This window comes from Streptomyces sp. NPDC021562 (assembly GCF_040640875.1).
In the GTDB taxonomy this organism is placed as follows: domain Bacteria; phylum Actinomycetota; class Actinomycetes; order Streptomycetales; family Streptomycetaceae; genus Streptomyces.
The window spans coordinates 167,001-186,847 of the sequence record NZ_JBFACN010000014.1; the positions used below are offsets into that span (position 1 = coordinate 167,001).

The window sequence follows — 19,847 nt, forward strand, 5'->3', positions numbered from 1 at the left end:
CACCCTGACGGGTGAACGTCCGGCTGGAGTCGTCCAGCTGAACAAACCGGCTGGTCAAGGCCTTTCCCGTGGGCGACGGGGACCGCGCGCCGCGGGCCGAAGCGGTTGCGGTGGCCTGCCCCGCTTCCCACCGTGGGCACAAGGACAGCAGTCTCGAAAGGAACCCCATGCGCGCCCTAGTCTCCCGCGGCCTCCTCGTCTCTCCCCTGGTCTGCGCCGCCCTGGTATGCGGCCCGGCCGCCGCCGACGCTGCCGCCGCCGACGCCGGCCGAGCAGCGCCGGGGCCGGGCGTCGCCCAGCAGGTCCCGCCGGCCGGTACCGACCTCGCCATGCTCCTGGACCGGCTCGACGCGACGCACGGCTCCCGTCTCGTCTCCCCTTTCCTCGCCACGGTGCCCGGCCTCGCCGAAGCACACGGGGGCCGGCTCGACCCGGCGACCGCCGCCGCCTACGCGCAGGCGGTACGCAAGTGGAGCGACTCGGTCCGGGAAAGCATCGAGGCCGCCGCCGGCCGGGCCGCCGGGCACCGGACAAAGACGCGTGCCGCCGACCCCGTGACGGACCTGGTGAACGCGATCCAGGCCGCCGTCGGCAAACTGCTCACCTCGCTGACCTCGCTCGACCTGGGCGGAGTGATCAGCGCCGTCACCGGACTGCTCGCCCCCGTCCTCGACGCGGTCACCGGGCTCCTCGGCAGCGTCGTACCCGCACTGCCCGCACTGCCCGCAGCGGACACCGTCACCTCCACGGCGACGACCGTCGCCCCCTGAGCAGATGACCTGGGCCCGGCCCCGGAAGGGAGACGACTCCCGGCCGGGGCCGGCGTCGTGCACACGTCCGCGGCGGTCGTCAGGCCTCGTTCCAGCCCGGGGCCGTGCGCAGGACCCGCTCCGCGACCCGCAGGAGCGCCGCGTCGTCGGGCGGCACGTCGTCCTGGCGCCAGATCGCGACCTCGTACGAACCCATCCCGTCGTCCTTCCCGTGCTTCGAGACCAGGACGCAGCGCGCCGTACCGCCGGGGCCCGAGCGCGCCCTGCCGCCGGCCAGGTCGAAGCCGATGGAGATGGTGGGGCTGGAGTAGAGGACGGCGGGGTGGCCCAGCACGCTCGTCCTCCTGGTGCCGCCGAGCACGTCGCCGGTCTCGGAGACGGACAGGTCGTCGTAGGCCGCCGACAGCTTCACGTAGTACGTCTTCAGGGTCACCGTGGCCTCGGGCGCGGGGATCCTGGTGCCGCCGGCGAGTGTGATCCAGTCCCCGCTGCCGTCGGCGGTCTCGATCCGCTCACCGGGCGTGCCCAGCAGCGCCGGGAGGTCCGGGCGGTTCAGCAGCGCGCACAGGCGGGCACCGGAGACGTACCGGGCCGGCAGCCGGTCGTGCGAGGTCGTACAGGTGGCCGGTGCGCTGCCGGTCTCCGTCTGGTGGACGAACCGCTTCTGGACCCACAGCGCGCCCACCACGACGGCGAACAAGGCCACTGCGGCCACCACTTGGACCACCGGTCTGCCGGCTTTTTCGGGCTCGCCGAAACCCTCGCCCATGTCCCCCACCCCCGCTGTGCTCCGTTTCGGCTCAGTGTCGCCGGTCGGGCCCCTGATCGTCGTGCCCCTGCTCCTGCGCCCAGGTGATCGCCCATTCGTCGAGCGGACGGAGGGCGTGCCTGAGCGCTGTGCCCAGCCGAGTGAGCTCGTAGCCGTCGTCCGAGGAGGAGATGATCCCGCTCGATGTGAGTTCACGGAGCCGCTGGTAGAGGACGCTGGACGACATCCCTTCGCACCGTGCCAGCAGCGCGCGGGCGCCGAGCGGGCCCGTACGCAGTTCCCAGATGATCCGCAGCGCCCACCGACGGCCGAACAGGTCCATCGCGGCCATGAGGGGACGGCCGGTCGTCGATCCACGAACCGGTGAGCCTGGACGCGGTGTCGGCATACCCCTCCTGGGCCTTGCGTTTCGTTATTCGAAACACTAGCATCCACTCGGCGTTTCTGATTCCGAAACGAACTCGACGGGAGAACCGATGTCGCCGACAGCCCTGCCGGACCCGCCGCGCGCGGCAGGCCGTCATGCATAGGTTGCTGGTCCTGTATGCCAAGCCCGCCGACCCTGACCACTTCCGCGACTACTACGTGACCAACCACCTTCCGCTGGTCGCGAGTTGGCCCGGGCTGCTGGCGTGGCGCTACAGCTTCGACGTTGCGGCGACCCAGGGAGAAGCGCCGTATTTCGCGGTCTTCGAAGCCGACTTCGCCGATGCCGCCGCCATGACCGCGGCGCGGGCTTCGGCGCACGGCCGGCGGGTGGCCGCCGATGTCGCCCACTACGCCACCGGCGGTGCGGTCGTCATCCACTATCCGGTGCAGGACGGCACCGGCTGAGGCAGGACGGTACGCTCCGGGCCGGGTTCGGGCCGATGTCCTGGCGGGATGTCACGGTGGTCGATGCGTGCGTGCGGCGCGACGGCCGGGGCGGCAGTCCCACGGCCGTCACCGACGACGACCCGGCGGCGACGGACGCGGACCGGCGTGCGGTCGCTGCCGCGGCCGGCACCTCGCACGCGGCGTTCCTCGGCCCGGGGCGGACGCCGGACGGTGGCCGGCCGGTCCGGTTCTTCACCGCCACCGCCGAACTGTCCGGCTGCGGCCACGGCACCGTCGCCGCACAGGCCGTCCGGTTGACCCGCGCCGCGCTGGGCGAGCTCGACGACCGCCAGCACACCGGAGGGCGCACGTTCGACACCGTCGCGATCCGCCGCCCCGCCGGCATCGAGGTGTGGTTCGACCAGGGCCTCGTCGCGCTGCGCCACCCGGCACCGGACGAGCGCGCCGCGTTCGTCGCCGCGCTCGGGCTCACCGCGGACGACCTGCATCCGACGGACACGCCACGGATCGCCGCGCCCGGCGCACCCCGCATGCTGGTACCGGTCCACGACCGGTCGGCGCTGCTCCGAGTCCGCCCACACCTCGGCGGGCTGGCAGCGGTGTGCCGGCGGTACGGGCTCCTCGGCTGTTTCGTGTACGTACCGCCGGTGGGCGATGGGCCGGGTGCGGCGCGGATGTTCGCGCCGGCGATCGGTGTCGACGAGGACGTCGCCAACGCCAACAGCACCGGGTGCCTGGCCGCCCACCTGCTCGACACGACGGGGGCACGGACGCTCGCGATCGAGGTGGAGCAGGGCGACGCCCTCGGTCGACCGGCCGGCGTGCTCGCTTCGGCCCGACGCGGACCGGCGGGCATCACGACCCGGGTCGGCGGGCTGGCGGTGGTCCGCGACTCCCACCGATGAGCAGACCCCGCGCTGCCGAGGCCGTCGACGGCTGCCTGGCCGACTGCGCCCGCTGCCCGCGGGCCAACGGCGTGCCGGTACCGCAGACCGCCCGGAAGCCGGTCGTCACCGCGGGCAGGAACAAGGTCCGGCGGCCCTCGGTCGCCACCGCCCACCGCATCCTCGCCGCCGATGTCCGTGCGGTGGGCGAGTGCCGTCGAGGCATCCCGCTGGCCAGGGCCTCCCCCGGGAGTGTTTGATGGCGGCAGCACGCTTCATCCCGGAGGAAGCAGAGGGGGACGCGGTGACCGACGGGCGGGTCGTCGAGGCGCACGGGAGTGCCCTGGTGGTGCGCCGCGCGCCACGGGAGCGGGCTCGCGCGGCGGTACTCGTCCTGCACGGCGGGCAGGAGAACGGGCGGCGTCCGGCGCGTCCCTGGCAGCCGGCGGCCCTGCGCATGCGCCCCTTCACCGGGGTCGCCGCCTCCGTCTCCTCACCGCGTGACGTGCTGGTCGGACAGGTGCGCTACCGCTACCGGGGCTGGAACGACGCCGCCGACCCGCTGCACGACACCCTGCGTGCCCTCGACGAACTGCGCGGCCTGGCCGGGGACGTGCCCGTGGTGCTGGTCGGGCACTCCATGGGCGGCCGGGCTGCGCTGCGCGCCGCCGCCGACCCCGCGGTCCGCGGCGTGCTGGCGCTGGCGCCCTGGTGCCCGCCCGGCGACCCGGTGGACGGTCTCGACGGCACCCGCATCCTCGTCCTGCACGGGGACCGCGACCACACCACCGAGCCCGGCGAGTCGGCGGCGTACGTACGGCACGCCCGCGAGGCCGGGGCCGAGGCCGGGATGGTGCTGCTGAGGGGCTGCGATCACGCGATGCTGCGCCGCAGCCGCGACTGGCATCGCGCCTCGGCGGCGGCCGTCAGGACGTTGCTGCGGCCCGAACGTGACCTCGACGGATGGGCGGCGGAGGCCTGCACGGCGGACGGACCGCTTCTCCGTTGAGACCGGCCCTGATAGGGTGCCGCACCCGCGCGACACCCCCACCGGCTCCGCTCAGAGGACTGATGATGCCGCACAGGCACTCGCCCATGTTTGTCACGTACCTGACAGTCGTGTTCCTCGTCGTCGCCCTTCTTCCGACCGCCCTGGCCCGCCAGGCCTCGGCCGCCGAAGCCTGGCGGGGGCCGCTGTCCACGCGCGGCCGCTACATCGTCGACGCCGACGGGAACCGCTTCCGCCTGAAGGCCGCCAACTGGGACGGCGCCCAGGGTTCCTGGACCGGCAGCGGCAGCGTCACCGACCCCGCGAACCACCACGCCGGCCAGGACTCGTACGGCATCCCCCTCGGCCTGGACCGCGCGCCCCTCCCGCAGCTCCTGTCGGACTTCACGGCGCTCGGCATCAACAGCGTCCGGTTGCCGTTCTCGAACGAGATGATCCGTACGACCGCCCCGGTGCCGGACGCCGCCGTCACCGCCAATCCGCAGCTGCGCGGGAAGACCCCCCTGGAGGTCTACGACGCGGTCGTCACCGCCCTCACCGGCGCCGGGTTCGCCGTCATCCTCAACAACCACACCAACACCTCCCGTTGGTGTTGCGGCGTCGACGGCAACGAGCGCTGGAACAGCAGCCAGTCCACGCGGCAGTGGGCCGACGACTGGGTCTTCATGGCCCGGCGGTACGCCGCCAACCCCCGTGTCGTGGGCGCCGATCTCTACAACGAGGTGCGCCGGGACGTACTGGACGACCCCAACTGGGGTCTGGGCGACGACCACGACTGGTACGCGGCGGCCCAGCTCGCCGCCGACCGCATCCTCACCGAGGGCGATCCGAACCTCCTCATCGTCGTCGAAGGCATCAACTGGACCGGCCTCCCCGTCGACGGGCTCCCGCACGGCCGCCCCGTGCTCACCCCCGTCCGGACCCTCTCCCACACCCTCGTGAACGCCCACAAACTCGTCTACTCGGCCCACTTCTACGGCTACACCGGTCCCCGGCACAGCGGTGCCACCGGCATCGGCGAGACCAGTGATCCCCGTTACCAGGACCTGACCCGCGACGAGCTGTACCAGGCGCTCGCCGACGAGGCGTTCTTCGTCACCGCCGAGGGCAAGCACTACACCGCGCCCGTGTGGGTCAGCGAGTTCGGCATCGGGGCGAACGAGACCGGCACGGCGGCCCGTACCTGGTTCGGCGCCATCACCGACTACTTCGCCGACCACGACACCGACTTCGCCTACTGGCCCCTGGTCGGCTGGGAGGGCCACGACGACTGGGCGCTGCTGCGGTACGACACCGCCGGGCACCGCTCCGGCATCCTGGACGGCGGGGACTGGCGAGCCGCGGCCTGGGCGCACCTGATGAACTCGACCGGCCGCACCGGGTACGTCGCACCGGGGGCGACCTGGCGCATGCTGTCCACGGACCACGGCGACCAGGTGGAGTCCCTGCTGGTGCGGGCCGGCGGCGACTGGGACCCGGGCGCCTACAAGGCGGCCTGTCCGGACGGCCTGCGGCTGGTCGGGCTCGCGCACTCCGGCGGGCGCGGTCTGTGCACCGACGTGGGCGCGGGTGACCTGCGGGCGGCGGGCAATGCCGAGACGGTGGTCACGGACGAGCGGTACGTCCCGGCGGGCGGCGACTGGGCGTCCGGTTACACCAAGTTCCAGTGCCCGGCGGGCCAGTTCGTGATCGGCTACAGCCGTCGGGGCGAGCGGGTGTCGGCGGTGCTGTGCGTGCCGGCCCGCGCGGCGTCGAGCGCGAGCGGCCGGACGCTGTGGTTCGACCGGTCCGACAACCGGCCCGCCGACGGCGCGGGCGACGACTTCGCGTACGGCGCCTACAAGGGCCAGTGCGAGGCCGGCGAATACATCGCGGGCGTCGCGTTCACCACCCGCGTCGGCAGCACCCAGGGCCCCGCCGCCGTCCTGTGCACCCCGCTGCCGTCCTGAGCAGGCCCGGTCACGAACGCCGGGCGGGGCGACGCAAGCCGGCCCACCCGGCGTACCGCCACGCGGGAGCGGTCACGGTGTCAGTTCGCGCGGGCCAGTCGCTCGGCCGGTGCCGGTGCGTGCAGGTCGTCGGGGGGCGGAGCTGTGCCGGGGTTGTCGGCGGCGGCCGCGAGGATGGACTGCTGGAGGCGGCGCAGGCGGGCCGACGGCTCCAGGCCGAGATCCCTGACCAGCAGGGTGCGCAGCTGCTGGTAGACGCCGAGGGCCTCGCCGCGCCGGCCGGAGCGGTAGAGGGCGAGCATGAACTGGGCGTGCAGGTTCTCGTGCGTGCGGTAGCGGCTGGTCAGGACGGTGAGTTCGGCGAGCAGCTCCCGATGCCGGCCGAGCCGCAGGTCCGCCTCGATGCGCTGGTCCAGCGCGCAGAGCCGGCTCTCCTCCAGCCGCCGTGCCTCCACGGCCAGGTGGGCGCCGGTGGACACGTCGGCGAAGGGCGGCCCGTTCCACAGGTCCAGCGCCTGGCGCAGCACGCGGGAGGCGCCCGGGAAGTCCTCGTCGTCCATGGCACGGCAGCCGAGCTCGCACAGCCGCTCGAACTCACGGATGTCGCTGCGGCCGCCGCCGGTGGCGAGGAGGTAGCCGCCCGGGAGGGTCACCAGGACGTCCTTCGCCGAGCGCGCGTCGGCGCCGTCCGCTCCGGCGTTCCGGCGCAGGGCGGTCGCGATGTGCTCCCGTAGCTGGAGCACATAGGTCTGGAGCGTGGTGCGGGCACTGCGCGGCGGGGTGCCGGCCCAGAGTTCCTCGATGAGGTCCGCGACGGGCACCACCTGGTCGGCGCGCAGGGCGAGCAGGGCCAGCACCTGACGTGGCTTCGGCGCGGTCGGGGCGATGGAGATCCCGTTCTCCGTCACGTCGAGTGCACCCAGCAGCCCGATGTCCACCTGCGTCTCCCTGGTCCTGTCAACCGGCACCCCGCCAGTAGAAAACAGCGCATCCGGTCTGTCAACCGACGGGCGGCCGGGCGGATTTCTCCTCCGCCCCCGCGAACGACGGTACCGGCACGTCGGACCCGCCGAACGGCGAACCCGCAGTACAGCAGGGCCGGTTCGACCGTCGGCCGCGACCGGTCGGGGCACTGGCCCGGTCTCCGAGCGGCGGGACGCTCCCACGCGAAGACCGACCGAATGACACCATTCGGTCGGTTACTTGACCGTGTACGCCCTCAACTGCCCCTTGCGCCAAGCCTCATGGGACGACGACGAAGACCGCAGCGCCGCCATCGCCCGACCGGTCCTGACGGATCCCTGACCGCTCGGATCGGCCCTACGCACGTCAATGACACGCTCGGCGTCGCTTGTCGTATGGTTCGACCAAGTTTTGGCCAACGTGCGTCGTTATCGTTTCCACCCACATGCCGGTGGGAGAGACTCACCCGCGGAGGGGGGACGCGCACGGCCGTTTCACGCCGACCGTGCCATCCCGCGGTGTCGCGTCACCTTGGGGAAGGCGGCGCGCAGACCAGCGGAGGATTGCATGACGCAGTCGCTTCCGGGGCAGCGCCCTGCCCAGGAGCAGGCGTTCACCGGGCGAGGACGGCCACCGGTCGTCGTGGTCGGCGCCGGGCCGTACGGACTGTCGGTGGCCGCGCATCTGCGGGCGGCGGGAACGCCGGTCCGGGTCTTCGGTGAGGTGATGGGCAGTTGGCGGCATGCCATGGCCACCGGGATGTTCCTGAAATCGACGCCGGACGCCACCGACCTGTCGGCGCCGGAGCCGGGGGGCAGGCTGGCGGACTTCCGGCGCGAGCACGGTGAGCCGGAGCTGACCGAGCTGACCCCGATCCCGTGCGATGTCTTCGTACGGTACGGGCAGTGGTTCCAGAAGCGGTACGTCGGTGAGGTCGAGCCGGCCCGGGTGACGTCGGTCGAGCGGGCCGCGGCGGGACCCGGTTTCGTGGTGCGGGCGGACGACGGGCAGGAGTTGGCGGCCTCGGCCGTGGTGGTGGCCACCGGGCTGAACGGACTCGCCTACGTCCCGGCGGAGTTGCGGCGGCTCGCACCCGAGGGACCCGGCCCGCACGCCGCCGTGTCGCACACCAGTCACCACACCGATCTGTCGTTGTACGCGGGGCGGCGGGTGGCCGTCGTCGGCGGCGGGCAGTCGGCGCTGGAGAGTGCCGCGCTGCTGCACGAGGCCGGTGCCACGGCACAGGTCCTGGTGCGTGAGCGGACGGTGCTGTGGGGCATGGTCCCGGAGCCGGCCCGGTCCTGGCCCCAGCGGCTGGCCAAGCCGGCCTCCCCGCTGGGCACGGGCTGGGTGCTGGCCGCGGTGTGCGCGTCACCGGGCGGGGTGCGGTTCCTGCCCGCGTCCGCCCGGCTGCTGCTGTTCCGGCGTGCGCTCGGGCCCTCGGGCGGGTGGTGGCTGCGGGACCGGGTGATGGGTGTCGTACCGGTGCACACCTCACGGCGGGTCACCGCCGCCGTGGTCCGCGGGCCGGAGGTGCACCTGGACGTCGTCGGTCCCGGGGGGCGGCGCGACGCCCTGACCGTGGACCATGTGCTGGCGGCCACGGGTTACCGGCTGGACCTGGACGCCCTGCCCTGTCTGTCCGCGTCGGTCCGGCATGCCGTGGCGTGCGTGCCGGGATCGCGGGCGCCCGCCCTGCGGGGGTCGTTCGAGTCCTCGGTGCCCGGCCTGTACTTCACGGGCTCGCTCGCGGCCCCCATGTTCGGTCCGATGATGCGGTTCGTGGCGGGGACCGAGTTCGCCGCCGTCCGGATCGCCCGGCATCTCAGGACCCGCTGAGGGCCCGTCAGCGACGCCGGGCGCTCGGGTCCCGGTCAGCGGGAGAGCCGCCTGGACTCCGTCACGTATTCGTGCCGTCGCCGCTCCGCTGGAGCGCCTGGTACGCGGATGTCCATGCGGCCCCCGTCCCCTGCTCCCCCGCCGTCGTACCTGTCGGCCGTCCGGGAGCCGGGTTCAGAACGGCACGGACGGTTTGTCAGACCCGGTCCCGTACGGCCGGTGCGCCCTCGCCTCGGAGTTGCGGCAGCACCAGGGACCAGAACTGCTCGACGTGCTGGGACGGGCCGCGGTCGCGGTCGGTGGCCCCGCTCAGTTGGAACCCGACGGTGGCGGCCACTATCACCGCGGCGGCCCGCTCCGGTGAGACGCCCTCGGTCAGTTCGCCTTCGCGCTGCGCCCGCAGCAACTGTTCGCAGACCCAGGCGCGCCACCAGCAGTCGAAGCCGGGGCCGCCGTTCTTCCAGGACGGGTCGACGCCCAGTCTGAAGCCCGCGCGGACGACGACATCGACGGCGACCGCGACGAGGAGGTCCCGGGTGACCGTCACCAGCAGTTGCAGCGCCGAGGTGGTGGACTGGCGCCGGTCGGCGACCAGTTGCTCGGCGGAGCGCCGCGCCTCGCTCTCCACCTCGACCGCGAGGGCGTCCTTGCTGGGGAAGTGGAAGTGCAGCGCTCCGGCGCTCACTCCCGCTCGTCGGCAGATGGCGGGCAGGGAGGTCAGTGCGTAACCGTCGTCGGAGAAGATCTCGGCAGCGGCGAGAACGAGGGCCTGGCGGGTCCTGGCCGCCCGGAGCTGCTTGACCATCGCGTCCCCCTGTTGATCCGCGCGATCCGAAGACCTTAGCAAAACAGCGTGATCGGTAGGTTTGCTGTCACCGGGAGGCCGGACTTCCTCCCCACGATCTCCCCGAAGCCTCCAGAGGAACCGTTTCTTCGGGTCACGAACCACACGGGCGGTCCCCTTCGAGGCGGGTCACGCCTCGGTGTCCACCAGGGGTTTGCGCTCCTGCGCTTCCTGTCGACGCCGCTCGACTTCCTCGACGACGCGGGCGCCCCGGTCGGGCGCGGTGTCCAGCCTGATCAGGGCCGCGGGCGTGGCGATGGCCGGGAGCACATGGTTGTAGAGGACGGAGATCCGGTCATTGAGATCCGTCCAGTCGGAGACCACCTCCGACATGAACTGGGTGCCGATCCAGGCACCGAGGAAGCACTCCGCCGTCTCCTGGGGCGTGACGTGCGGCAGCACCTCCCCGCGTTCCTTGGCCTCCACGAGCTTCTCGGTCACCAGCTCGGTCCAGGCGGGCCAGGCACTGCCGAACAGCGAACGCCCCTGGAGGTCCGCCGACAGCCGTATGCCGGCGAGCAGGATGACCTCCTTGGGGATCCGGTGGGCCAGCGTCATGCCGATGTCCACCCACTCCTGGAGCTTCAACTCGCGCGGTACCCAGTAGTCGTCGCTGATCTGGGCGTTGATCACACCCCGCGCGAGGGCTTCCTTGGAGTCGAAGTGGAAGTAGAGGGCGCCCTTGGTGACTCCGGCCCGGTCGAGGATCTCGGCGATCGTCGCCGCCGTGTACCCGCGCTCGGCGAAAACCGCGGCAGCGGCCTCGACAACAGCACGTCGGGTCCGGATCGCACGCTCCTGACGCGCCATGGACCCCTCCTCGGTCAAAAGAAAACCGGCCGTGACGTACCTTACCCCAAACGGAGGTCGGTATTTCGGCCGGAGAAGGCCGATTACCGGCCGGTCCCGCACCGGCGCGGACACGTCGGAGCGGGACCGCCGAAAGCAGTTCACCAGGCGGTGCGTCCACCGTCCACGGTAAGGGTGGCACCCGTGACGAAGCTCGCCCGGTCACCGCACAGCCAGGCCGCGGCCTCCGCGACCTCCTCCGGGTCGGCGGCGCGTGCCTGCGGGGCGGAGCGGTAGGCGCGGGCCTCGTTCTCGGGTGACTTGGCGAACCAGTCGTCGATCATCTCGGAGCGGGTCAGGCCGGGGGCGATGGCGTTGACCCGGATGTGGTGCGGGGCGTACTCGACGGCGGCCGCCTTGGTCAGTCCGATGACGGCGTGCTTGGAGGCGATGTAGGGGGCGGCCGTCGAGGAGGCGACCAGGCCGCCCACGCTGCTGGTGTTGACGATCGAGCCGCCGCCGCTCTCCAGCATGGCGGCGATCTCGTGGCGCAGGCAGTTCCACACGCCCCGCACGTTGGTCTCGGTGACGCGGTCGTAGTCGGTGTCGTCGATGAGGTGCATCGGGGTCTTCGGGAGCGCCACGCCGGCGTTGTTGAAGGCCGCGTCGAGACGGCCGTACCGCTCGACGACGAACTCGACGGCGCGCCGGACGTCTTCGCCGTCGCGCACGTCGAGGGTGCGGTGGCTCGCCTCGGTGCCCTCGGCGCGCAGCGTCTCGGCGAGGGCGCGCAGCCGGTCCTCGCGGCGGGCGGTGACGACCACGGTGGCGCCCTGCCGGGCGAACACCCGGGCCGCGGCGGCGCCGATGCCGCTGCTGGCGCCGGTGATCAGGGCGACCCGGCCGGCGAGGTCCGCGCCCTGCGCCGCGGTCACCCGGCCGCCTCGGCGAGCGAGCCGGCGTCCTGCCAGACGGTGCCCAGGCCGGCCTCGCGGTCGAGGGTGCGCAGGCGCCGTTCGTCGATCTCGGCGAGGCCGCCGACCAGGTGCCGGACGCCGAGGTCACGCATCAGCTCCCGCTGGAAGCCGTGTGCGAAGGTGCTGGGGTGGCCGACGAACGGGACGTCCAGTTCCTTCGCGTGGGCGGCGAAGCGGGCCACGTCGTCGATGAAGAGGACCTGGTGGAAGTCCAGGCCGAAGTGGTCCTGGACGATCTCCCGGATGCCGGGGCGGACGGCGTCGGTGCAGATGTAGCGCGGGGCGGTGAACAGGTGCTCCCAGGCACCGAGATGGCGGCGGAAGTGGTCCTCGTCGAGGCCGCCGTAGCAGACGACGTCCAGGCCCAGGGCACGCAGCCGGTGCAGGAGTTCCTCGGCGCCGTCGAGGGTGTGGACGGGGTGGGTGCGCAGGTACTCCTCGCGCTCGGCGAAGTAGTCGGCGATGGCCTCCTGCTCGCTCACGCGGGCGCCGGTCTCCGCCAGCAGGACGCGGGCGGCCGCGAGCCGGGACTGCGAGAACAGCCGCTGCTCCAGCTCCCGGGTGTACGCACCGCCGTACTTGAGGACGAGCCGGTGCAGGACGGGGCTGAAGCTGTCGTTGAGCAGGACGCCGTCGATGTTGACGGCGGCGAGGCGCAGGGTGCGCAGTGGTTCCATCGGGTCTCCTTCTCGCTGACCGTTCGACCATCATGCAGGTGCTGTCGAGACCGGAGGGGGGCGGCGGGGCCGCGGGCGGGGCCGGCACCCCTCGCGGCATGGCCGAAAGAGACCGCGGGTCAGGTTTCGGCGGGGCCGGCTGCACCCGCCACCCGCAGGGAATCAGCCGACGACATCCGCCAGTTGGTCCGTTATTCGCCGTGCTTTCTGCATGATTGAGCGTGAAAATATTGGCCAAACCACTACCGAGCGGAGCCGTGCATGGATCGAGTCGAACCACGCTTGGTGAATCCTTTACCTGGTGGCCGACCCGAGAAAACCGGTAGGTCCGTATCTTATAGGCGTCGAACGGAGCTTCCAGCCAACGAAGAGCTTTCCGACGGGGGGTCGTCAATGAGCCTGTCCGCCAGCGAGATCGGAGTCGGTCTGCCCGCACTGCCCCGACTGACCACCACGGTCCCGAAGGAGTACGTCCACCGGGCGTCCCTCGCCGAGGTGTTCCTCAGCGGTTGTACCGCCCAGGACGAGGGAGTGCGGTTCTCGCTCACCGGACAGTGGCCGCGCGCCCACACGTTCTTCAACAGCGCCGATGGTTCGAGTCACGACCCGCTGCAGGCCGCAGAGACGTTTCGACAGGCCGGCATGTTCGTGACGCACGCGGAGCACGGGATACCGCTCGGCCATCACTTCGTGCTGTGGTCGCTCAGCTGCCACACCGACCTGGAGCAACTGCGCATCTCCTCCCGCCCCACGGACTTCGACCTGGAGGTGACCTGCCCGGACGCCGCGCCGCGCGGCAGGACGTCCGGGCGCCGGATGGGCATCCGGTTCGCGCTGTACAGGGACGGGAGACCGGTGGCCCACGGGGACGGGCTCTACTCCATCGTCAGTCCGTCCGTCTACACCCGGCTGCGCGCCAACCGGCCGGGCGGAGGCGGGACTTCGGAGGAGACCGTGGCCGCGGCCGAACGGATGGCGCCGTCCGTGGTGGGCCGCACCTCCCCCGCCGACGTGGTGCTCACGCCCACCGGCGAACCGGACCGCTGGCTGCTCACCCCGGACCTCGGGCACCCGATCCTGTTCGACCACGGCGGCGACCACCTGCCCGGCATGGTGCTGCTGGAAGGAGCCCGGCAGGCGGCCTGCGCCCGGCTGGCGCCGCGCACGCTGATACCGGCGAGCACGTCCACGGAGTTCCACCGCTACGTCGAACTCGACAGCCCCTGCTGGATCGACGTGACGAGTGTGACGTCCCACGGCGACGGCACGGCGACCGTGACGGTCGTCGGCCGGCAGGACGGCGAGACCGTCTTCGCGTCCACCGTGAGCGGACCCGTCGTCCAGGGGTGACCACGGCACGGCGGCCCGCACACCCCCGGCAGGGCTGCGCGGGCCGCCGCCGACGTGCGGGGTCAGCGGCGCATGTGCCGACCGTCGTCGCCGCGGTGGTTCCCGCCGCGCTCGTCCCCGCGGTGGTTCCCGCCCCGCTCGTCCCCGCGGTGGTTCCCGCCCCGCTCGTCCCCGCGGTGATTCCCGCCCCGCTCGTCCCCGCGGTGCTCACCACCGCCCGCGTCGCGGTGGCGGTGGCCCCAGGTGACGGAGTCGACGAGGTCCCGGTGGTCGTCCCGCAGGATGACGGTGTCGGCGTTGCGGTTCCACACGGAGTCACGCCGGTCCTGGTACAGGTCCTTGTCGGTGTCGCGGCCCACTCCGGTGTGGACACGGACCGTGGCACGGCCGGCCAGCCGGTAGTGGTGGAAGGTGTAGGTGCGGCCCGACGCGTCGGCCAGCGTCCAGCCGCTGAGGTTGACGTCCCGGCGGGTGGTGTTGGTGACGTCCACCCACTCCCGGTTCAGGGCGCGGTTGGAATGGACCTCACGGCCTTGGACCTCGTGCTGTACGGCGCTGATGACGACCTGGCCGCGGTGCGGGGTGGCAGCGGCGGCCGGCAGGGCCAGCGCTCCCACCAGGGCGGCCGCGACGGCGGTGGCGGAGCCGAGACGGCGGGCGGTCACGGTAACGGAATCGGACACTGAGTCCCCCTTGCAGGGTGTGCGGGCTGGCGGCCGGGCGGCCGCGCACTCACACCCTGCAACTCTGCCGATGGTGATGTGGGACACACACCTGACCCATTACGGATCCGACACTTTGTCATGACTCTAAGATGCACGATGCATTTAAAGGGTGAATGTACGGAATTGACGTCTCAAAGGGAGTGAAAACCCCGCAGGCAAAGGCCACGAGCACCCCCGGGACATCACAACGCACCCCGACAGCAGAGGGCACGTCACCCGAAAGTGAGTAACAGCCACCTCTCCGGCCATACCGAAGTCGACCTTCTCGGCGTCACGTGGAATTCGCCGATTCATGGGTCGTCGACGGGGTGCGGAGAAAGCGTTTACCGCTACGTTTTGCCTTGCCTTTTGGCATGCCCACAACCTTCAGCGCACCCCTCCCCGTAGGAGACACCCCATGCGCAGACTCGTTGCCTGCCTGGCGGCCGCGGTCGCCACCCTCGGCGGGCTCACGGCGACGGCCACCCCGGCCGCGGCGGCCGGCTCGGGCACGTTCAGCGTGCTCACGTACAACGTCGCCGGGCTTCCCCAAGGTCTGTCGAGCGCACCCACGCCGCGCGACCCCAGCACCACGGAGATCGGCCGGCGGATCGCGCCGTACGACATCGTCAACGTCGAGGAGGACTTCAACTACCACGCGTACCTCTACGCCACCGACACCCACCCGTACCGCACGGCGACCAGCGGCGGCGCGGGCATCGGCAGCGGACTCAACACCGTCTCGAACTACGCCTGGGACGGCGACGACTTCGAGCGCGTCGGCTGGAACTCCTGCCAGATCGACTCGGGCGACTGCCTCACGCCGAAGGGCTTCACCTTCATGCGCGAGCGGCTCGCCGAGGGGGTCTACGTCGACTTCTACAACCTGCACACCAACGCGGGCACGAACGACGGCGACGAGGCCTCCCGGGCCGCCAACCTCGACCAGCTGACCTCCTTCATCAGCACGCACTCGGCCGGCAACGCGGTCGTGGTGATGGGTGACACCAACACCCGCTACACCCGCTCCGCCGACACCATCGCGGAGTTCGCCTCGGCCAACGGGCTCACCGACGCCTGGGTGCAGCTGATCCGCGGCGGCAGCGCGCCGGCCAAGGGCAGCGACGCGCTGGTCTGCGACCAGTCCGGGGCGACCGTGCCCAACACCTGCGAGGTCGTGGACAAGGTCCTGTACCGCGGCAGCAAGCTGGTGAACCTGAAGGCCACCTCGTACAACAACGAGCACGCCAAGTTCCTCACCGGCGACGGCCTGATGCTCTCCGACCACGACCCGATCACGGTCGGCTTCTCCTGGTCGCAGAACTCCGACTTCCAGCTGAGCGACCAGTTCGGCGGTCCGCACGGCGACTACTACCAGGACATCGACAAGGTGGCCGCCGGCGCCCGTGCCACGACCGTCTCGCTGCGCTCCGGCTCCCGCGTCGACCAGGTCGGCATCACCCTCGCCGACGGTACGGCGCTGACCCACGGCGGCACCGGCGGCACGGCGTCCTCGCTGACGCTGGGCAGCAACGAGTACGTGACGACGGCGAACCTGTGCGAGGGCAAGTACAACAACACCACCCGCATCTTCTCCGCGAAGTTCACCACCAACCTGGGCCGCACCCTCGCCGGCGGTACGACGACCTCGGACTGCGTGACCCGCACCGCCCCGTCCGGCTGGCAGATCGCCGGCTTCCACGGCCGCTCCGGCGACGAGCTCGACAAGGTCGGCTTCATCTACACCAAGCGCTGACCGCACCGGGCCGGCCGGCGGACACCACCGGGGTTCGCCGGCCGCGCATCGGTCATACCTTGCCCGTGGGTCCTTTGCCTTCTTTTTACCTCTACGGTGGACAGGGTATCTGTGCTACCCATGAGATGTGCGGTGCGGGATCTCGGGGCCCGGCCGCGTGGACTCGGGAACACCGTCCGGCCTGCGCCGGAGTCAGCGAGCTGCGTGAGCTGCATGGACCCCCACTCCTCGTCTTCCGCCGGTTCGCCGTTCGACCTGGTCAGCGGCGCCCTGGCGGACTACGTTCCGAGGGCCGGACCGCCGGTGACGCGGTCCTCGGGAACCGGCGGGGAGGGCGACGGCCGGGAGCAGATCCTCGGCGTGGTCAGCCTCGACGCGGAGCTGAGGATCACCGGGTGCAACCTGGACGCCGCCCCCTTCGCGGGGGTGAGTGCCAGGACCGGGGCCCCTTTCGCGGAGCTGCTGCCGGCCGGGGACGTACCGACGGTCACGCAGCGGCTGCGGAGGGTCCTGGAGACCCGGGAGGCGCACGTCGCGCGGGTCCAGCGGCTGCGGCGGGACGACGGCACCGAGCTGGTCGTCTCGATGAGCATCCTGCCCGCCGCGCCGCCGCACGAGGGTCTGACCGTCTCCCTGATCGCGATGGCCAAGCGACTGCACCTGTACGCTTCGGCCGCCGCGATCGGGACGTCCCTCGACATCGGGGAGACCGCCCAGTCCCTCGCCCAGTCCCTGCTGGCCTGGGGGGACGTGGCCGCCGTCGACCTCGACTACGCCGTGTGGACCGGCGAGGCGGTCACCGAGCAGACGCACGAGCGCATCCGGCTACGGCGGGCGGCCCTGGCGCCGGACCGGGCCTGGCCCGACGGTTATCTGACCCCCGGCGACAACCTGCCCCGCGAGGCCAGCCGCCTGCTGGCCGGTGCGGTCATGCGTGACGACGTCCCGCAGGCCGTCGTCATCTCCGACCGTAGGGCGATCGAACAGGCCCTCGAGGACGTGCGGCTGGTGCGCGCCCTGGTACCCGGCGACCGCCCGGTCAGCGTCGCCTGCATCCCGCTGGTCGTGGAAGGACCGGGCGGCACGCCGGGTCCCATCGTGCTCGGGGTGACGGAGATCTGGCGGCGCCCGGACCGGCCCTTCGGCGACGGGGAGCTGCTCGACCTGCAGGAACTCGTGGCCAAGACCGCCCGGCACGTCGACCTCGCCCGCCAGCACCAGCGGGAGCACGCCCAGGTGCTGGCGCTGCAGCGCCGGCTGCTGCCGCGGGCGGGCAGCGACACCATCGAGGTGGCCAGTGTCTACGAGCCCACCACACCCGACAGTGCGGGCGTCGGCGGCGACTGGGTGAACAGCTTTCCGCTGCCGGGCGACCGTACCGCGCTGGTGGTCGGTGACGTCGTGGGACACGGTCTGGGGGCCGCGGCGGCCATGGGGCAGCTGAGCATGGAGGCCCGTGCCCTGCTGTCGGCGGGGCTGGGTCCCGGGGAGGTGCTGGAGCGTCTGGACGAGACGGTCACGTTGCTGGACGACACGGACGCGGGCCTGGCCGCCGGATACAGCGCGCTCGGTTCGACGTGCTGCATCGCGGTCTACGATCCGGTGGACCACCGGGTGGAGCTCTCCAACGCCGGCCACCTGCCCCCCGTCCTCGTCCGTCCCGACGGGTCCGCCACGACCGTCGCGGGCCAGCCGCACCCGGCGCTGGGTGCCGAGTTCGTGGTGCGGGAGCCGTTCGAGGTGCACGAGTTCGCCGTGCCGCCCGGGTCGCTCCTCGTCCTCTACACCGACGGCCTGGTGGAGGATCCGGCCGCCTCCATCGACGAGGGCATCGGCCGGCTGACCGACCTGGTGCGCGAGGTGCACCCCTGGGACGACCTGCAACAGGCCGCGCGCCGCGTGGTGGCCGGTCTGGCGCCGCGGGGGCACCTGCGCGACGACGTGACCCTGCTCCTGGCCCGGATGGCCGGCCGCCGCGGCCGGGACACCGCCACCTGGCACCTGCCGGCCCGCGAGGACACGGCCGGGCACGCCCGTGCCCTGGTCTCCCCTCTCCTGCGGCGGTGGCACACCACCGGCCACGCCCGGGACGACGCCCTGCTCGTGCTCAGCGAACTGGTCGCCAACGCCGTCCGGTTCGGCACCGGGCCGGTCACCGTGCGGCTGGTGAAGTCACGGGGACGGCTGTCGTGCGAGGTCGCGGACAACGGCAACGGCCGGCCCCGGCTGCGCCGCGGTGAACCCCTCGACGACGACGGGCGGGGACTGCACGTCGTCCACAAGCTCACCACCCGCTGGGGGGTGCGGTGGACCGACACCGGCAAGGCCGTCTGGGCGGAACTGGAGACCTGACGCCCGGGCCGACTCGCTGGGTGACGGCATTCCGGCCGCGGCGGAGCGGCCGGGACAAGGGCAGTGCCGGTCGGCGGTCGGCGGTCGGCGGTCGGCGGTCGGCGGTCGGCGGTCGGCGGTCGGCGGTTACAGCCACTCCCCCTCGACAGCGGTCGCGGTCAGGCCGGGCGCGGCGGCGTACAACACCGTACGGCTGCCTGCCTTCTGGCCCGCGTCGTACGCGCGCCGCAGGATGTCGAGCACGGCGGCGCCGCCGCGGTTGCCCGTGGTGTAGCTGTCCCGGCTGTGGGCCAGCAGCCCGGCCGGCCACCCGTCGGGCATCGTCTCCTCCATGTACTCCAGCACCCGTGTTCCGCCGGGGTGCGCGAGCAGCAGGTCGGGATGCCAGGGCCGGGCATCGTCCTGGTGGCGCTCGCGCAGCCACCTCCACATCCCGGCGACCGTCCGCTGCACGGCACGGGGCCCACGGCGGTCCATCACGAAGTGCGTGCCGTCGGCGCGGGTGTCCAGCCGGTGGAGGTCGGTGGTGTCGGACAGGGTGTGGTGCCAGACCGCGTCCAGTCGCAGGACCGACTCGGCCCGGGGGCGCCCGGTGACCACGACGGCGACGGCGGTGTCCGCGAACAGCAGTCGTACGATCAGCGATTCGAGCGTGTCGTCGGCGGGCTGGTAGGTGGTGCTCAGCGCCTCCGATATCACGACCAGCACCACCCGGTCGGGCTCCGCGGCGACCAGGTCGGCCGCCAGCGCCAGCGACCGGGTGCCGGCGATGCAGGCCCACTGCGTGGCCGGCAGCAACAGCACGTCGTCGCGCAGCGGGAGGCGGTTGAGCAGGGACAGGTCCAGCCCCGGCAGGGCCGGGGTGGTGGAGTGGCTGGTGATCACGCAGTCGACGTCGCCGGTGTCCAGTCCGGCGCTTCGCAGGGCCTCGCGTGCCGCGCGCTCCCCGTACGTCTGCACGGCGGCCCAAGCCGGCGCGGTGCGCTCCTGGATGGTCTGCGGCGCCGGTACCGCCTCCAGCGCGGCGATCGCCCGGTCCACCTCCGCGTCGGTGAACCCGCTGCGGGCCAGTGCCTCACGCGCCGGGCCGGGGCCCGGAGTTCGCAGACCCGTCCCGGCGCCGGGTGCGGCGGCCGCCGCCAGTGGCAGCATCCACCCCCGGGTGGCGATGCCGGTACTCGCGGCGATGCCGTCGATGCGCGACAGCCACGGCGCCCGCGGGTGCCGGTCGCGCACCTCCGCCAGGATCTCGTCGGTCCGCACGGCGTGTTCGCCGTGCACTACGGCAGGAGGACACAGACAGGCGCCCATAGCACGCCTCTTTCTCAGGAAACCCCCGGATGGCGTCAAGTGTCTGAAATCTGCCTGATTCGGGAGA

Annotated in this window: 19 protein-coding genes; 10 read left to right on the top strand and 9 right to left on the bottom strand. The window is 72.3% G+C overall.

Annotated elements, in window-relative coordinates; genetic code table 11:
- The first annotated feature begins 167 nt into the window (after positions 1 to 167).
- Positions 168 to 770, top strand: a complete 603-nt coding sequence (locus AB0G52_RS23015; protein ID WP_361338226.1) for a hypothetical protein — start codon at positions 168 to 170, stop codon at positions 768 to 770.
- A 79-nt stretch (positions 771 to 849) separates the two neighbouring features.
- Here AB0G52_RS23015 and AB0G52_RS23020 read toward each other — a convergent pair whose 3' ends face one another.
- Both AB0G52_RS23020 and AB0G52_RS23025 read right to left on the bottom strand, forming a co-directional pair.
- Positions 850 to 1,539, bottom strand: coding sequence for a DUF6215 domain-containing protein (locus AB0G52_RS23020; RefSeq protein WP_361338228.1), 690 nt, complete (start codon positions 1,537 to 1,539; stop codon positions 850 to 852).
- 31 nt (positions 1,540 to 1,570) lie between these two features.
- Positions 1,571 to 1,870, bottom strand: coding sequence for a winged helix-turn-helix transcriptional regulator (locus AB0G52_RS23025; RefSeq protein ID WP_361338230.1), 300 nt, complete (start codon positions 1,868 to 1,870; stop codon positions 1,571 to 1,573).
- A gap of 191 nt (positions 1,871 to 2,061) precedes the next feature.
- Here AB0G52_RS23025 and AB0G52_RS23030 point away from each other — a divergent pair, with 191 nt between their 5' ends.
- From AB0G52_RS23030 to AB0G52_RS23050, 5 genes are all read left to right on the top strand, one after another.
- Positions 2,062 to 2,373: an EthD family reductase gene (locus AB0G52_RS23030; RefSeq protein ID WP_132892710.1), complete on the top strand. Its 312-nt coding sequence runs from the start codon at positions 2,062 to 2,064 to the stop codon at positions 2,371 to 2,373.
- 35 nt (positions 2,374 to 2,408) lie between these two features.
- Positions 2,409 to 3,281 (top strand): PhzF family phenazine biosynthesis isomerase, encoded by an 873-nt coding sequence (locus tag AB0G52_RS23035; protein WP_361338233.1) that lies wholly within the window; start codon positions 2,409 to 2,411, stop codon positions 3,279 to 3,281.
- Entirely contained in the window at positions 3,278 to 3,520 is a 243-nt protein-coding gene (locus AB0G52_RS23040; RefSeq protein WP_361338235.1) for a hypothetical protein, read from the top strand. The genes AB0G52_RS23035 and AB0G52_RS23040 overlap by 4 nt, the downstream gene beginning before the upstream one ends.
- Positions 3,520 to 4,269 carry an alpha/beta fold hydrolase gene (locus AB0G52_RS23045; RefSeq protein ID WP_361338237.1) on the top strand — a complete coding sequence of 250 codons (750 nt, stop codon included), beginning with the start codon at positions 3,520 to 3,522 and terminating at the stop codon, positions 4,267 to 4,269. The genes AB0G52_RS23040 and AB0G52_RS23045 overlap by 1 nt, the downstream gene beginning before the upstream one ends.
- Positions 4,270 to 4,355: 86 nt before the next feature.
- On the top strand, positions 4,356 to 6,218 hold the full coding sequence (locus AB0G52_RS23050; protein WP_361338239.1) for a cellulase family glycosylhydrolase: 1,863 nt from the start codon (positions 4,356 to 4,358) through the stop codon (positions 6,216 to 6,218).
- Between the two features lie 80 nt (positions 6,219 to 6,298).
- Here the strand turns inward: AB0G52_RS23050 and AB0G52_RS23055 are convergent, their stop codons facing one another.
- Positions 6,299 to 7,156 (bottom strand): AfsR/SARP family transcriptional regulator, encoded by an 858-nt coding sequence (locus tag AB0G52_RS23055; RefSeq protein WP_132892714.1) that lies wholly within the window; start codon positions 7,154 to 7,156, stop codon positions 6,299 to 6,301.
- Between the two features lie 592 nt (positions 7,157 to 7,748).
- On the opposite strand from AB0G52_RS23055, the gene AB0G52_RS23060 reads away from it, so the two are divergent.
- Entirely contained in the window at positions 7,749 to 9,020 is a 1,272-nt protein-coding gene (locus AB0G52_RS23060; RefSeq protein WP_361338241.1) for an FAD-dependent oxidoreductase, read from the top strand.
- A 196-nt stretch (positions 9,021 to 9,216) separates the two neighbouring features.
- Here the strand turns inward: AB0G52_RS23060 and AB0G52_RS23065 are convergent, their stop codons facing one another.
- From AB0G52_RS23065 to AB0G52_RS23080, 4 genes are all read right to left on the bottom strand, one after another.
- Positions 9,217 to 9,825: a ScbR family autoregulator-binding transcription factor gene (locus AB0G52_RS23065; protein ID WP_132892718.1), complete on the bottom strand. Its 609-nt coding sequence runs from the start codon at positions 9,823 to 9,825 to the stop codon at positions 9,217 to 9,219.
- 168 nt (positions 9,826 to 9,993) lie between these two features.
- On the bottom strand, positions 9,994 to 10,674 hold the full coding sequence (locus tag AB0G52_RS23070) for a ScbR family autoregulator-binding transcription factor (protein WP_132892720.1): 681 nt from the start codon (positions 10,672 to 10,674) through the stop codon (positions 9,994 to 9,996).
- 140 nt (positions 10,675 to 10,814) lie between these two features.
- Positions 10,815 to 11,588, bottom strand: a complete 774-nt coding sequence (locus tag AB0G52_RS23075; RefSeq protein WP_361338243.1) for a glucose 1-dehydrogenase — start codon at positions 11,586 to 11,588, stop codon at positions 10,815 to 10,817.
- Positions 11,585 to 12,307 carry an HAD family phosphatase gene (locus AB0G52_RS23080; RefSeq protein ID WP_361338245.1) on the bottom strand — a complete coding sequence of 241 codons (723 nt, stop codon included), beginning with the start codon at positions 12,305 to 12,307 and terminating at the stop codon, positions 11,585 to 11,587. Before AB0G52_RS23080 ends, AB0G52_RS23075 begins: the two co-directional genes overlap by 4 nt.
- 393 nt (positions 12,308 to 12,700) lie before the next feature.
- Between AB0G52_RS23080 and AB0G52_RS23085 the strand changes: the two genes are divergently transcribed.
- The gene (locus AB0G52_RS23085; RefSeq protein ID WP_132892726.1) at positions 12,701 to 13,657 is read left to right on the top strand and encodes a ScbA/BarX family gamma-butyrolactone biosynthesis protein; all 957 of its coding nucleotides are present in this window, start codon (positions 12,701 to 12,703) and stop codon (positions 13,655 to 13,657) included.
- 62 nt (positions 13,658 to 13,719) lie between these two features.
- On the opposite strand, the gene AB0G52_RS23090 is transcribed toward AB0G52_RS23085, so the two are convergent.
- Positions 13,720 to 14,340: a lamin tail domain-containing protein gene (locus tag AB0G52_RS23090; protein WP_361338247.1), complete on the bottom strand. Its 621-nt coding sequence runs from the start codon at positions 14,338 to 14,340 to the stop codon at positions 13,720 to 13,722.
- Between the two features lie 439 nt (positions 14,341 to 14,779).
- On the opposite strand from AB0G52_RS23090, the gene AB0G52_RS23095 reads away from it, so the two are divergent.
- Complete coding sequence (locus AB0G52_RS23095; protein WP_361338249.1) at positions 14,780 to 16,117, top strand: jacalin-like lectin; 1,338 nt, start codon at positions 14,780 to 14,782, stop codon at positions 16,115 to 16,117.
- A 213-nt stretch (positions 16,118 to 16,330) separates the two neighbouring features.
- Positions 16,331 to 18,469, top strand: a complete 2,139-nt coding sequence (locus AB0G52_RS23100) for a SpoIIE family protein phosphatase (RefSeq protein ID WP_361338250.1) — start codon at positions 16,331 to 16,333, stop codon at positions 18,467 to 18,469.
- 126 nt (positions 18,470 to 18,595) lie between these two features.
- Here AB0G52_RS23100 and AB0G52_RS23105 read toward each other — a convergent pair whose 3' ends face one another.
- Positions 18,596 to 19,780, bottom strand: a complete 1,185-nt coding sequence (locus AB0G52_RS23105) for a type III polyketide synthase (RefSeq protein WP_132892731.1) — start codon at positions 19,778 to 19,780, stop codon at positions 18,596 to 18,598.
- Positions 19,781 to 19,847 lie beyond the last annotated feature (67 nt).